Below are 14824 nucleotides of genomic sequence, written 5' to 3'. Positions count from 1 at the left end.
TCAAACTCTTTTCATCTCTTTATTTTTTAATTCGTTTCCATTTGTGGGTTCCACCACTTCCTTTATAACGAACATTAAGAATATCTTCTTCATCTTCATCTACCCATATCTGACAATCAGACACTTCTCCATTTTTTATATTGGTAAACTTACCCCCTGCATATTTATTCTCTCCTTTGGGACGTAATCTTTTTAAAACAACCAATCCTTCGACTTGTTTATTCTTATCATCTCCTTTACATTCATAACATACCGCATCTCTTTCGGATTGCCTTAGCATTCTTTCTATGACTCCAAAAACACTGTTTTTGATAACGTAAATTTGTACAATACTAGTAGCCACTCCTGTTCTTTTATCATAAACTTTCCATCTTCCCAATACAGGATTCGTTTGCAAACTCCCCAATAAGTCTTCTTTTAATTCTTCATCAGTAGGATTTTCTCCTAACCAGATTTTGAAAAATGCTTTTTTGAAATCCAGGTTATTTAATGTCCCTAGTGATTCCATATTGCGATACACGGTAAGTCCTTTATCCTTTTTGAAAGTAATTTTTAGGATATCGTGTTTATTTACTTCTTTGGGAATATACGTAAAAAACTTTCTGATCTGATCTTCTAAAAGATAGCTATTCCCATCAGTAGCTCTCTCTAATCCATTTCTTAAAACTTCTTTTAGTTTATCCGAGTTTAATGAGCTAGATAATACTTTTATGGTCAATGCCATATTTTCATTTTTTTCAGCTACCAAGATTCCATCATCAACTCCATCAACTTCGAAGTTTAAATATAATCCTATCGCATATAATTTATCTTTTGCTCCTGCTCCATTAAGCATCAGTTCTTCTTCTTCAAAAACATCCGAATTATTAAATTGAACTTCTCCTACTCTTGTCTGAGCAAATGAAAAAACAGAAATTAATAAAACGAAACAAAACCCTATTCTTTTCATATATAATTAAATTAAACTGTCCGAAAACTTTGCGAAACTAGACAATTCAACAACAAAAATTACCCCATATTTTTGCGAATTCTTTTTTTTCGACAAAGTTCATTTTTTATCGTTAAATGACATTTTTATTTTAACAAAACTTTACGGTAAAACCGTATATTTTTTCAAAAACAAGGTGCAAAATTAATTTTTTTTTAGATAAAAAACAACCTAACAATTTAATTTTAAGACAAATAGATGTTAAAACGAAAAAGAGCTCAATTTTAACATTTGTAAAACTGAGCTCTCAAAAAAAATAAATTTTGTAGTATTTTTAGAGGTACTTTATTATATATGCAAATACTTCGTTAAAAAAACATTACAATATTAACATTGCATCTCCATAAGAGTAAAATTTATACTTCTCTTTTACGGCTTCTTCATAGGCTTCTTTTATCAAATCGTGCCCTGCAAATGCAGAAACCATCATTAGAAGCGTTGATTTTGGTGTATGAAAATTAGTAATCATACTATTAGCAATACTAAAATCATAAGGAGGAAAGATAAACTTATTCGTCCATCCTCTAAATTCATTTAATGTTTTCTCAGAAGATACTGAGCTTTCCAAAGCTCTCATCACAGTTGTTCCTACGGCACAAATTCTTCTTTTGTTCTTTATACCTGCATTTATAACCTCGGCTGCCTTTGCAGTAATATAAGCTTCTTCACTATCCATTTTATGTTTGGAAAGATCTTCTACCTCTACAGGGTTAAAAGTTCCTAGTCCTACATGTAATGTTATCTCAGAAAAATCCACTCCTTTTATCTCCAGACGTTTCATCAAGTGTTTAGAGAAATGCAATCCTGCAGTAGGTGCTGCTACTGCTCCTTCATTTTTTGCATAAATTGTCTGATATCTTTCTTCATCTTCAGGCTCTGTTTCTCTTTTTATATATTTAGGAAGTGGTGTCTCTCCTAAATCGGTTAACTTCTGCCTAAACTCATCATAAGAACCATCATATAAAAATCTCAATGTACGTCCTCTGGAAGTTGTATTATCAATAACCTCTGCTACCAGACTCTCATCATCCCCGAAATACAGTTTATTTCCTATTCGTATTTTTCTAGCAGGATCTACCAATACATCCCATAAACGAGTTTCTGAGTTTAACTCTCTAAGAAGAAACACTTCAATTCTCGCTCCAGTTTTTTCTTTGTTCCCATATAATCTAGCAGGGAATACCTTTGTATTATTAAGTACCATAACATCATTTGGCTCGAAATAATCAATAAGATCCTTAAACTGTTTATGTTCTATTTTTTGCTCCTTTCTATTTAAAACCATCAAACGAGACTCGTCTCTGTTTTCTGCCGGATACTCAGCCAATAGCTCTTTTGGGAGATTGAAATTGAAATGTGATAACTTCATTCGTTTTTACTTTTTTGAAGTGACAAATATACAATCTGAAAACAGGGGTTGTCAAGTAATTACCCAGATATATTTTAAATCTCTGAAACTTTAAAGCCTAATTCATTTAGATCTGACCAAAAGTCAGGATATGATTTAGAGACTACTTCTGCTTCGTGAATCTGTATCGACTTCCTCAATGCTAAGGGAGCAAATGCCATCGCCATTCGATGATCATCATAGGTATTAATCGTAATATTCTCTAATACATTTTCTGTCGGAAATAATTTTAAGGTATCATTTGTCACTTCTACCTTTCCTCCCAGCTTTTCTATTTCTGTCTTTAGCGCTTCCAACCTATCTGTTTCTTTTATCTTTAAGGTGTGTAATCCCGTTAAATAGCACCCTAGTCCCAACCCAAAACAGGTAACTGCAATTGTCTGCGCTATGTCTGGAGAATTGGACAAATCAAGTGCTTTAATCTCCCGCGTTAGCGTATCCGTTTTTTTTAGGGTTATCTGATGCTCAGAAAAAATTGTTTCCACTCCTAATTGCCGATAAATCTCAGCCAATGATGCATCTCCCTGATAGCTGTGATCCTTATAACTCCCTAACGATACTGATCGATTATCTGATAATGCTACAATACTATAAAAGTAGGAGGCAGAACTCCAATCCGATTCGACAACTAATGATACCGGCGCTATTTCTTTTTTATGAGATATCTGAATATTATTTCCATCAAAAGAAGCTACTACTCCAATATCTCTAAGCAAACTAATTGTCATATTTATATAGGGTACGGAAGTCACTTTCCCTAACAAGCATATCTTTAACCCTTCTGGCAAGGAAGGTGCTATTAGCATTAATGCAGAAATATACTGACTACTTACATCGGCTTTCAAGGACACTTCATTAGAATTAGGAATACTTCCTTTTATCCGTAATGGCGGGTATCCTTCCTCTCCTTCGTACTCAATATCACATCCCAATTGTCGCAACGCTTCAACTAATACTTTTATTGGTCGTTGCTTCATTCTTTTGCTTCCGGTAAGCAATACTTCTCTTCCCTCCTTACATGCAAAATAAGCTGTTAAAAAACGCATAGCAGTTCCGGCATGGTGAATATCTACTTCTTCTCCTGTGCTTTGCAATGCTTTTTGCATTACTTTTGAATCATCACTATTCGATAAATTACGTATGGTGATTTCCGGGTATAATGCCTGTAAGATTAAAAGTCTGTTTGACTCACTTTTGGATCCTGTAATCTTCAGCTCTTTATTTTCTATATTTGATATACAATCTAATCTTACATCCATCTTTTATTTATTTGATTTAATTTTTCTAGCAGTAAAATAATAGGACATAATCATCCCATATGCAACTCCTCCTACAATTCTGGACAGAAAAAAACGCATCCATCTTCCATTCGCTAATTTTGTTTCTACAAAACCTGATAAAGAAACCCCTCTAAATTGTGACACATGCTCTATGAGGCTAAATACTAATATAAATGCAATCCCTAAATACAATACTGACAACCAATATTTCCTAGAAGTAACAACTTTTTTAAACATTATTTCAGTTTCTCATTATTATGATGACGCTCGTGATCTCTCTTGGTCTTTATATCTAATTTTTTATCGAAAGAAGCCTGCAGATCTATTCCTGTCTGATTAGCCAAACACAAAACCACGAACAACACATCAGCTAACTCTTCTCCTAAATCTTTGTTTTTATCACTCTCTTTTTCACTTTGTTCTCCATATCGTCGCGCAATAATCCTTGCAACTTCTCCTACCTCTTCTGTCAACTGAGCCATATTGGTCAATTCATTAAAATATCTTACGCCGTGATTCTTGATCCATTCATCAACCGCTTTTTGTGCATTTTGAATATTCATATATTATTTTCTTTAAATTTTGTAACACGCTAGGTATAATCAATAAAACAATCACTTAAAGTTTCATTCTTACAACATAGCCCCCATCCAAATACGAAAGCATTCTCAACACATAAACCTAAAGCTATAAAACCCTTTCAATCACATATACAAACCCAGTTCGTTTATATCTTATTTCGGGGATTTATTGATGATTTTATTATTCTTTGTTTTTTGTATCAATAGTAATCGTCACCGGACCATCGTTGACGAGAGCGACTTTCATATCTGCCCCAAAAACTCCTGAACCAACCGGTTTCCCCAAATCTAATTTCAGTAGTTTCAGTAGATTTTCATATAACGGGATTGCAGTTTCTGGTCTTGCAGCTTTGATATAACTCGGTCTATTCCCTTTTTTCGTACTTGCATGTAAGGTAAACTGGCTAACCAGAATAATATCTCCATCAATTTCCTTTACACTTCGGTTCATAACACCTTTATCATCCTCAAAAACTCGAAGACGTGTAATTTTTCCTGATAGCCATACTGCATCTTCTTCTGTGTCTTGTTCTTCTATTCCTACAAGAATTAATAGCCCTTGCCCTATTTCCGAAACTAGTTCTTTATCAACTTCTACGGAGGCATTTTTTACTCGCTGAATTACTACTCTCATATCTCAACTCAAAAAAAACGGTGATTAGTCTTCTGAATAATTATTTTTTCGGTAATGCTCTTCTTCTCCTTCTAGTATCTGAAGGTAACTCTTATATCTCGACCAGGCAATTTCTTCTCTTTCCAACGCCTCCTTTACAGCACATTTTGGTTCATTAATATGCAAGCAGTTATTAAACTTACACATAGGTTTTAGTTCGAAAAACTCAGGAAAATAATCTCCTAATTCTTCCTTTTCAATATCTACTACTCCAAACCCTTTAATTCCCGGAGTATCAATAATACGAGCCCCAAAACTCAAATCAAACATTTCTGCAAAAGTAGTCGTATGCTGTCCCTGCTGATGTTGATCACTAATTTCTGCTGTCTTTAAAGAAAGTCCCGGTTCTATCGCGTTTACCAATGTAGATTTCCCCACTCCACTATGCCCTGAAAAAACACTAACCTTATCCTTCATCAGGTTTTTAACTTTGGCTATGTTTTTTCCTGTTTTAGCAGATATGCCGATACATTCATATCCTATTTTTCTGTAAAGCGCAGCCAGGTATTTTACTTCTAACAGTTCTTCTTCGTCATAGACATCTATCTTATTAAACAACAGCACTGCTTTAATTCCATATGCTTCTGCTGTTACTAAAAAGCGATCGATAAATGCAGGAAACGTTGGAGGGTTATTCAATGTAATAATCAAAAAAACAGTATCAATATTAGAAGCAATAATATGGGTTTGTTTGGAAAGGTTTACTGATTTGCGAATTATATAATTGGTTCGTTCCTCAATCCTTTCTATAATCCCTCTATTTTCTTCCGTATTTTTTTCGACAGAAAACCCGACCCGATCCCCAACTGAAACCGGGTTCGTGTTTTTTATTCCTTTGATTCTAAATTTTCCTTTAATTCTACACTCATACACTTTCCCGTTATCTGTTTTAACGGTATACCAACTTCCTGTAGATTTATAAACAGTACCTGTCATAGAGCACAAAGATGCAAATTATATCTTATGCAGTCTGTACTTTTGATATATTTTTCTGATGATTAATAGACTCCTGGTGAATTGCTTTATAAATTCTCAAAATGAATTCTTCACTCAGTCCATGTTCTTCTCCTTCCAGAATCATTCTTCCCAGTATTTCATTCCATCTTTTGGACTGCAGGATCGCCACATTTTGTTTTGCTTTTACCTTTCCTATTTCATCCGATATTTTCATCCGTTTGGCCATAATTTCGAGTAGCTGATTATCCGCCACATCTATTTTTGCCCGCAACTTATCTAATGCTTTCTGGTACGATTCATTCTCCCCTACTTCTTTTCGTATTCTAAGATCTTTCATAATTTGAACTAAGGTTTCTGGTGTTATTTGTTGTTTTGCATCACTCCATGCATTATCCGGATCATAATGTGTCTCTACAATCAAGCCGTCAAAATTAAGGTCCAATGCTGTCTGGCATAGATCGAAAATCAGATCTCTTCTACCGGCAATGTGAGACGGGTCAAGAATCAGAGGCAAATCAGGAAATCTATTTTGTAAATCAATCGGTATCTGCCACTCTGGGATATTTCTATATTTGGTTTTTTCATAGGTAGAAAACCCTCTGTGTATTACTCCCAGATTTTTGACATCCGCTGTATAAAAACGCTCTACAGCTCCTAACCATAATGACAGATCTGGATTGATCGGATTTTTTATTAAGACAGGGTTATCAATCCCTTTGCACGCATCGGCAATATCCTGTACTATAAAGGGAGATACTGTACTTCTGGCTCCTATCCACAACACATCAACATCGTGCTTTAATGCAAGCTCTACATGGTGTGGATTCGCTACCTCTGTCGCAATTTTCATCCCTGTCTCTTCTTTGGCTCTTTGCAGCCATTTCAACCCTAACGCTCCTACTCCTTCAAAGTTTCCTGGGCGTGTTCTCGGCTTCCAGATTCCTGCTCTAAGCACTGTAGCATCGGTATCCTTGAGCTGGTGGGCTATTTTTAGTACTTGTTCTTCTGTCTCTGCACTACAAGGACCTCCTATCACTAATGGATGCGCCAGATTGTAATCATCTAACCAAGTCCTTAATTCCTTTTTATTCTCCATAGGTTAATTTTTTGATTTGTATTTTTTATCAGTTAATTCCTTTTAAAATTGTCTTTATGTGGTTGGTTTCTTTCATTTCTTTATAGATCTCAGGAAACTTATCTTCTTCTATATTTTTTTTAAATTTCTCCAGATTTGCTATATATTCTTCCAATGTCTCTATCACATTGTCTTTATTTTGTTCGAAAATCGGTGTCCACATTGCCGGAGAGCTTTTCGCCAGCCTCACTGTAGAAGCGAACCCACTTCCTGCCATATCAAAGATATCTCTCTCATTTTTTTCTTTTTCTATCACTGTTTTCCCCAACATAAACGAACTAATATGCGACAGGTGTGAAACATAGGCAATATGTTTATCATGTGAAGCTGCATCCATATATCGAATTCTCATTCCCAATCTATTAAAAATCTCCATCGCTTTTTCTTGCAGTTTAAATGCTGTCTTTTCTACCTCACAAATAATATTTGTTTTTCCTCGGTAGAGATTTGCAATAGCTGCTTTGGGTCCGGAAAATTCTGTTCCTGCTATCGGATGGGTAGCCAAATAGTTTCTTCTTCTGGGATGTTCTGCCACTACCTCACATAAATTCTTCTTTGTAGATCCTGCATCAAACACCAAACATTCCTCGTTTATTTCATCTAATACATCGGGTAATAAGCGAACTGCTATATCAACAGGAGTTGTCAGAATAACTACCTCTGCCTCCTTCAACTGAACATTCGTTGCCGCCTGATCAATCAAGCCTAAATTCAGTGCTTGCTCTATATGCTCTTTGTTACTATCAACTCCATAAATTATTGCATCATTAAAAGCTGCTTTTATATCAATTGCCATGGACCCTCCAATAAGTCCTATTCCTATTACAAATACTTTCATACTGCCACCTGTAACCGTTTCATCGCTTCTTTTATACTTTCTTCATTAATGCATAAGGAAAAGCGAATATATCCTTTGCCATTACTCCCAAAAACATCTCCCGGGGTTATAAAAATGCTGTTTTCATAGAGTATTCTATCTATAAAGTCTACTGCATCTACTCCTTTTGGTAATTTAGCCCATACAAACATCCCTGTTGCATTTATATCATAGGTACACCCTAAAGAAGACGCCAATGACCAAATTAATTTTCTTCTTTCGCTATAAATAGCATTCATAGAATGATACCATTCTTCCGACAAGTGAAGCGCTGTGATCGCACCTCGCTGAATCCCCTGAAACATTCCACTATCCATGTTACTTTTTACTTTTAGAATCGCTTCTATCTTTTCTTTTGCCCCCATTACTTTACCGATTCTCCACCCAGCCATATTGAATGTTTTACTCAGAGAATTTAATTCGAGCGCCACTTCTTTTGCTCCATCAACTGACAATATACTTAGAGGAGATTCATTTAACACAAAACTGTAAGGGTTGTCATTTACTAAAAGAATGGCATGTTTTTTTGCAAACCTGATCAGTTTTTCAAACAACTCTTTACTTCCAGCAGCCCCTGTAGGCATATGAGGGTAATTAACCCACATAATTTTTACTTTTGAGAGGTTATATTTCTTTTCCAGAAAATCCAAATCCGGCTCCCATCCCCCTGCTTCATTCAAATCATAAAACAGAGGTTTAGCTCCTACTAATTTGGTTACAGAAGTATATGTAGGGTATCCCGGATTAGGGACTAACACCTCATCCCCTTCATTAAGGTACGCCATAGAGATATGCATAATCCCTTCTTTTGACCCCATTAAGGGCAAAATTTCATGGTTCGGATCCAAAGAGACTGCATACTTATTCTGATAAAAATCAGCCATTGCTTTTCGAAGTTCCGGCAAGCCCTGATAACTCTGATACTTATGTGCTCCTTCTTGATACAGGGATTCCTGTATCGACTCTATAACTTCTTTTGGCGGAGCCAGATCAGGACTTCCGATAGCCATATTGAGTATCGGTTTACCTGCTGCTGCCAGTGCTCGCACTTCTCTAAGCTTTGTAGAAAAGTAGTATTCTTCTACCGTTTCTAATCGTTTGGCTGTTTGCATTATTATCCTTTATTATTTTTATACTCTCCTAATATTTTTAATTCCAATGCCATTATTTTCATTATTGAAATCGCTTTCCCAAAATCTTCATACTCTTCGAATGTTACATCTACAAAAAAGGAATATTTCCATGGTTTATCAATAACAGGTAACGACTGAATTTTTGTCAAATTGAGATTACAATCACTCATCACATTCAATACTGTTGCCAAGCTTCCTCTTTTGTGATCTGTTACAAACTTTAAAGATGCCTTGTTAACTGCCACTTCATTTGTCGTCTGATTTTCTTTGGAATTGAGAATAAAAAATCGAGTACTGTTTGATTTGATCGTCTGAATATTTTTTGCCAGGACATCCAACTGGTATATATCAGCTGCTGTTTCTCCTGCTACTGCTGCAATTCCTTTCCATTTATTCTCCTGAATCCTCTTAGCCACATCTGCAGTATCTACATCTTCTACCAACTTTATGTGTGGATATGTTTTGAAAAACTCCTTGCATTGTAACAATGCCATCGGGTGTGAATAAACTTCCTTTATATCCTGTACCTGCTGCCCTTCCAATGCCATTAAACAATGATGTATCGGCTGATAATATTCTCCAGTGATTCGTAAGTCCGATTCATCTATGTACGCATAATTAGGTATTATAGATCCTGCTATGGAATTCTCTATTGCCATGACCGCATCCGTACTTTGTTTACTTTCTACACTATGTACTAACTCCTGAAAAGACATGCACTCCAGTACATCTACTTCTTTTCCAAAATACGCTTGTGCTACCCCATGATGATAGGACCCTTTTATTCCTTGTATAGCTACCTTTTGTTTCAACTTACTATTGTATTAAAGCATTCTTATTCTCAAAACATTGTTTTCATCAAATTCATACCATTTCAATTAATTACAAAAAAAAATCCCGATTTTCATCGGGATTTTTACTGTATAAATTTGGTCTCAATTATTTACATAGCCATCCCGCTTCTTTTTTTATAAAAGAAGTAAAAGTAAAATCGGCTCCAAGTAAATAAACTGATCATGTCTTGTCTTAATTATTACAGTGCTAAATTATAGAATAAAATTAAATTTTAAAATTCTTTTTGCTTTTTTCAACTAAAAACAGCAATTATCACGAATTTTCTACTTAATAGCATTTTTATGTAGGTATTTTTTAAAAAAAATGATGTTTGCTTACGGTATTCACATAAAAACAACCACTAACAAACGTTTGTATTTATATCACTTTCAATTCTTTACCTACTTTCACAAATGCTTTCACTGCTTTTTCGAGATGTTCCCGCTCATGTCCTGCAGACAATTGCACTCGTATTCTGGCTTTTCCTTTAGGGACTACCGGGTAGAAAAAACCAATTACATAAATTCCTTCTTCTAGCAATTTTGCTGCAAACTCTTGCGCCAATGTCGCTTCATATAACATAATTGGTACAATAGGATGATCCCCAGGTATTATATCAAACCCTGCATTTGTCATTTCTTCTCTAAAATACTTTGTGTTTTCTTCCAGTTTATCTCTCAATGCAGTAGAAGAAGTCAACAGATCCAATACTTTTATAGAAGCTCCTACAATTGAAGGTGCTACTGTATTAGAAAACAAATATGGTCTGGATCGCTGTCGAAGCATTTCCACGATTTCTTTTTTTGCTGCTGTAAATCCTCCTGAAGCTCCTCCTAAAGCTTTTCCATATGTCCCTGTAATGATATCAACACGCCCCATCACGTCTCTATACTCATGAGTTCCTCTTCCTGTTTTCCCTAAGAATCCTGTAGAATGACATTCATCTATCATCACCATTGCTCCATACGCATCTGCCAAATCACAGATTTTATCTAATTGTGCTATTGTTCCATCCATCGAGAAGGACCCATCTGTAACAATCAATATTCTTCTTGATCCCGAAGCTTGTTTCAGTTGTTCTTCGAGATCCTTCATATCATTATGAGTATAACGAAAACGTTTTGCCTTGCACAAACGAACACCATCTATGATCGAAGCATGATTAAGGGCATCTGATATAATAGCATCTTCTGCTCCTAAAATCGGTTCGAAGACTCCACCATTAGCATCAAATGCAGCAGCATATAAAATACAGTCTTCCATTCCTAGGAAATCAGCCGTTTTTCTCTCTAATTCCTTGTGTATATCCTGTGTCCCGCAAATAAAACGTACTGATGACATCCCATATCCATGTGAATCAATCGCAGCCTTTCCTGCTTCGATCACATCGGGATGAGAAGATAATCCCAAATAGTTATTTGCACAGAAATTCAACACATCTTTATTGGTTTCTGTATCAATTGCTGCTCCCTGTGGAGTTGTAATAATTCTTTCTGCCTTATACAATCCGGCAGCTTTAATTTCTTCAAGTTCTTTTTGTAAACTTTCTTTTATATTAGAAAACATAATGCTTTTAATTTAGATCAGATTCGTTTGGTTCTTATATTGCTCTCTTAATTTTTGGATCATTATCTGAGTGATTTTTTCCAGTGTATATTCCGGTTCCCATCCCCAGTCTTTTTTTGCTTCGGTATCATCAATTGATCTCGGCCAACTTGCAGCAATATCCTGGCGGAAATCAGGTTCAAATTTTACTTTAAAATTAGGATATATTTTTTGAATCTCCGCTATAATTTCATCCGGAGAAAAACTTACGCCAGCCAGATTATAAGATGTTCTTATTTTTATACTTTCCTTAGGGGCTTCCATCAATTCTATAGTAGCCCTTATAGCATCTTCCATAAAGATCATTGGAAGCATCGTGTCTTCTTTCAAAAAGCAGCTGAACTCTTGTTCCTGTACAGCTTTGTGATAAATATCTACTGCATAATCAGTGGTTCCTCCTCCTGGTAATGACTGATATCCAATCACCCCCGGATAACGCAATGAGCGTATATCCACTCCGTATTTCTCAAAATAGTATTGCGCCCAGTTCTCTCCGGCTGCCTTGCTAATACCATATACAGTTGTAGGACTTAGATTCTCATTATTAGGCGTATTCAACGGAGTTGCATTTGCCCCAAATACAGCTATTGAACTCGGATAAAAAACCCGATCAATCGAATTTGTTCTGGCAATTTCCAACACATTAAAAAGTGTTTTCATATTGATATCCCAAGTTCTCAAAGGGACTTCTTCTCCCTTAGCAGATAAAATAGCCGCCAGATGGTATATTTGAGTGACCTTATATCGAGTTACTATTTCCTGAATTCGCTCACTATCAGTAGCATCAATTATTTCAAAAATTCCGCTATACCCTTCTTTTTCCCTTAAATCAGAAGCGATCACATTTTCTTTCCCAAATTTCTCTTGCAAGGTCTGTGTCAAAACAGAACCTAATTGTCCATTTGCTCCAATTACTAATACAACGGTCTGCATATATTTCAAGTTATTATTAAAAGCATTATTTACTAACAAAAGTAACAAACATCGCTTTTACAATCATATACAGAAGAAAATTAAGTAATTTTCGCTTTATTTGTATTCATATGCAGCTGATTTTACTTTTTACAGCTATTCGAACTGAATTTTGAAGTAACTTTTTAAACATAATGGAATATTTAGACCAAACCGACCTAACAATTTTGAGGATTTTGCAAAAAGATGCTAAAAAAACTGCTAAAGAAATAGCAGAAATCCTCAACATTACTCCATCTCCTGTCTATGAAAGAATCCGTCGGCTGGAAAAACAGGGGTACATTAAGAAATATGTTGCCATTCTGGACAAGGATCTTATCAATCGTTCTATTACAACTATATGTCAGGTATCAATGCGATATCACGATGAGGCTTTTATAGAAAAATTCGAAGAACAAATTCAAAGCCTGGAAGAAGTGCAGGAATGTTACCATATGGCAGGACAGATTGACTTTGTTTTAAAAATAAACGTAAAAAGCCTTGAGGAATATCATGATTTTGTCAAGTACAAACTATCTAAGATTGAAAACATTGGTGTACTAAACAGTACTTTTGTTTTAAAAGAGATCAAACATACTTCTGAATTTTTTATCGGATAATCTATCATAATCCCTCATTCCTTTCGTTAGTACATCAAGAAATCAGATACAAATAAATGTACTTTCTTTTGAATTCAAAAAAAGAGTAGCCTTCTTCAGTATCTATTTTCCTATTTTTGAAAAAAATATTATCTCATGTCTATTTCCGTATCCAATATTTCCAAACATTACCAATCTCAAAAAGCATTAGATACTATTTCTTTTTCTATCAAAGAAGGTGAGATTGTTGGTTTTTTAGGTCCTAACGGAGCTGGAAAATCGACAATGATGAAAATATTGACTACATATCTGAATGCTTCAGAGGGAACAGCGATTGTCAATGGTCATGACACGGTTACCGAAGCTCTTTTGGTTCAAAAAAGTATCGGTTACCTCCCAGAACACAACCCCCTCTATACAGAAATGTATGTTAGGGAATACCTGCTTTTCAAAGCACAACTACACCAAATTTCTTCTTCGCGAATTGAGGAAGTAATTTCCCTAACCGGTTTAACAACTGAAGCCCATAAAAAAATCAATCAGTTATCAAAAGGATACAGACAGAGAATCGGGCTCGCCGCAGCTCTTCTACACGACCCAAAAGTATTAATACTCGATGAACCTACCACAGGTCTTGATCCTAACCAGCTGGTCGAAATCAGGGAACTTATCCGTGCGATCGGACAAACAAAAACGATCTTGCTTTCTACACATATCATGCAGGAAGTTGAAGCTATGTGCGACAGAGTTATCATTATCAAAAAAGGGAAAATTGTCAATGACTCTTACTTAAAAGATCTGACAGATGCTTCTTCTCAGATTATTGAAGTAGAATTTGATTACAGAATAGAAGATGCTTTTCTAAAAAGAATTCCTAATATCAAGACAGTCACAAATACGTATGGACTTGTTTATGAGCTAATTTTTGATACTACTACTGATATGCGTACTGCGGTTTTTGATTTTGCCAACGAAAATGAGCTAAAGATTTTACAGCTAAGAAAACAAAACAAAAGCCTGGAAAGCTTATTCCGGGAATTAACTTCTGAATAACCGCTATTGAAAGAGTAGTTTTCCTGTAAAGAAAACTTCTACAGCTACCTCATCCGGTCTGTTTACAGCAATAAGATCTCCTGTACTTCTTATTTCTCCACTCAGCCTATTCACCGGATGAACAATTACTTTATTAGCTCCTCTGTGAAAAACAGATACATCATCTGCAATGAATCGTTCCCCTTCAAACCTTCCTGTTCCCGAAGCAATATTTATGGATAAAGCCTTCGTTTTTCCTTCCAGGAAGAAAGAAGCCACGTTATTTCCTACCACACTTACCCTATTATTATCTATTGTCAGGTGAAATGTTCCATTTGTACTTCCTGTATCTTCTCCAAAATCTTCCGAAAGAATCCCTAAAGATGGGAAGCTCAACACTCCTTCTGAGGCGATATCAAATTGTGTTGCACTCCGTATTTCCGTTATATCAGGAGCCGTCACATAAAAAGTTGTTTGCTTAAAACTTCTCACTAAATTACAATCATTCGTATTATTGAGAATAAGACGCTCGTTTTCTACCACTGCACTTACCTCTTCCAGTAGGTTTTCTCCTGTTTCGACATACACAGAAAACTCATCTCCTTGCTTAATAATCATTTCTATATTTGGATTCACTAAAATTCTGGAAAACCCGGATACCTCAAATTCTTTTCTTATGGTGTCTCCTCCTTTTTGAAAACAATCCGGAGCATTTTCCGAATCACATCCACAAAAAAGTACTATAACGAACAACCAGCTTATATTTTTCAT

Annotated in this window: 16 protein-coding genes; 2 read left to right on the top strand and 14 right to left on the bottom strand. The window is 35.5% G+C overall.

Annotation, left to right across the window (positions count from 1 at the left end; all coding sequences use genetic code 11):
• Positions 1-19: 19 nt before the first annotated feature.
• The 13 genes from HN014_RS10380 to HN014_RS10320 form a co-directional block, all read right to left on the bottom strand.
• A complete protein-coding gene (locus HN014_RS10380) occupies positions 20-949 on the bottom strand; it encodes a chalcone isomerase family protein (protein WP_176028810.1) in 930 nt (309 codons plus the stop codon).
• A gap of 358 nt (positions 950-1307) precedes the next feature.
• Entirely contained in the window at positions 1308-2357 is a 1050-nt protein-coding gene (gene queA, locus HN014_RS10375; protein WP_176028809.1) for a tRNA preQ1(34) S-adenosylmethionine ribosyltransferase-isomerase QueA, read from the bottom strand.
• A 74-nt stretch (positions 2358-2431) separates the two neighbouring features.
• Positions 2432-3655 (bottom strand): 3-phosphoshikimate 1-carboxyvinyltransferase, encoded by a 1224-nt coding sequence (locus tag HN014_RS10370; RefSeq protein WP_176028808.1) that lies wholly within the window; start codon positions 3653-3655, stop codon positions 2432-2434.
• Positions 3656-3658: 3 nt separating this feature from the next.
• Positions 3659-3913 carry a hypothetical protein gene (locus tag HN014_RS10365; RefSeq protein ID WP_176028807.1) on the bottom strand — a complete coding sequence of 85 codons (255 nt, stop codon included), beginning with the start codon at positions 3911-3913 and terminating at the stop codon, positions 3659-3661.
• The gene (locus HN014_RS10360) at positions 3913-4239 is read right to left on the bottom strand and encodes a nucleotide pyrophosphohydrolase (protein ID WP_176028806.1); all 327 of its coding nucleotides are present in this window, start codon (positions 4237-4239) and stop codon (positions 3913-3915) included. Before HN014_RS10360 ends, HN014_RS10365 begins: the two co-directional genes overlap by 1 nt.
• A 199-nt stretch (positions 4240-4438) precedes the next feature.
• Complete coding sequence (gene dtd, locus HN014_RS10355; RefSeq protein ID WP_176028805.1) at positions 4439-4891, bottom strand: D-aminoacyl-tRNA deacylase; 453 nt, start codon at positions 4889-4891, stop codon at positions 4439-4441.
• A gap of 24 nt (positions 4892-4915) precedes the next feature.
• On the bottom strand, positions 4916-5866 hold the full coding sequence (rsgA, locus tag HN014_RS10350; protein WP_176028804.1) for a ribosome small subunit-dependent GTPase A: 951 nt from the start codon (positions 5864-5866) through the stop codon (positions 4916-4918).
• 25 nt (positions 5867-5891) lie between these two features.
• Positions 5892-6983 carry a bifunctional 3-deoxy-7-phosphoheptulonate synthase/chorismate mutase type II gene (locus tag HN014_RS10345; protein WP_176028803.1) on the bottom strand — a complete coding sequence of 364 codons (1092 nt, stop codon included), beginning with the start codon at positions 6981-6983 and terminating at the stop codon, positions 5892-5894.
• Positions 6984-7011: 28 nt separating this feature from the next.
• The gene (locus tag HN014_RS10340) at positions 7012-7860 is read right to left on the bottom strand and encodes a prephenate dehydrogenase (protein ID WP_176028802.1); all 849 of its coding nucleotides are present in this window, start codon (positions 7858-7860) and stop codon (positions 7012-7014) included.
• Positions 7857-9014 carry a pyridoxal phosphate-dependent aminotransferase gene (locus tag HN014_RS10335; RefSeq protein WP_176031082.1) on the bottom strand — a complete coding sequence of 386 codons (1158 nt, stop codon included), beginning with the start codon at positions 9012-9014 and terminating at the stop codon, positions 7857-7859. Before HN014_RS10335 ends, HN014_RS10340 begins: the two co-directional genes overlap by 4 nt.
• Complete coding sequence (locus tag HN014_RS10330) at positions 9014-9844, bottom strand: prephenate dehydratase (protein WP_176028801.1); 831 nt, start codon at positions 9842-9844, stop codon at positions 9014-9016. The genes HN014_RS10335 and HN014_RS10330 overlap by 1 nt, the downstream gene beginning before the upstream one ends.
• Positions 9845-10244: 400 nt before the next feature.
• A complete protein-coding gene (gene kbl, locus HN014_RS10325) occupies positions 10245-11432 on the bottom strand; it encodes a glycine C-acetyltransferase (RefSeq protein WP_176028800.1) in 1188 nt (395 codons plus the stop codon).
• Positions 11433-11444: 12 nt separating this feature from the next.
• Positions 11445-12404 (bottom strand): NAD-dependent epimerase/dehydratase family protein, encoded by a 960-nt coding sequence (locus HN014_RS10320; protein WP_176028799.1) that lies wholly within the window; start codon positions 12402-12404, stop codon positions 11445-11447.
• A 173-nt stretch (positions 12405-12577) separates the two neighbouring features.
• Between HN014_RS10320 and HN014_RS10315 the strand changes: the two genes are divergently transcribed.
• Positions 12578-13042, top strand: coding sequence for an Lrp/AsnC family transcriptional regulator (locus tag HN014_RS10315; RefSeq protein ID WP_176028798.1), 465 nt, complete (start codon positions 12578-12580; stop codon positions 13040-13042).
• Between the two features lie 135 nt (positions 13043-13177).
• Positions 13178-14074: a gliding motility-associated ABC transporter ATP-binding subunit GldA gene (gene gldA / locus HN014_RS10310; protein WP_176028797.1), complete on the top strand. Its 897-nt coding sequence runs from the start codon at positions 13178-13180 to the stop codon at positions 14072-14074.
• A 3-nt stretch (positions 14075-14077) separates the two neighbouring features.
• Here the strand turns inward: gldA and HN014_RS10305 are convergent, their stop codons facing one another.
• Positions 14078-14824, bottom strand: coding sequence for a head GIN domain-containing protein (locus tag HN014_RS10305; RefSeq protein ID WP_176028796.1), 747 nt, complete (start codon positions 14822-14824; stop codon positions 14078-14080).

This window comes from Aquimarina sp. TRL1, from assembly GCF_013365535.1.
In the GTDB taxonomy this organism is placed as follows: Bacteria; Bacteroidota; Bacteroidia; order Flavobacteriales; family Flavobacteriaceae; genus Aquimarina; species Aquimarina hainanensis.
This window is presented reverse-complemented; position numbering and strand designations above follow the sequence as displayed.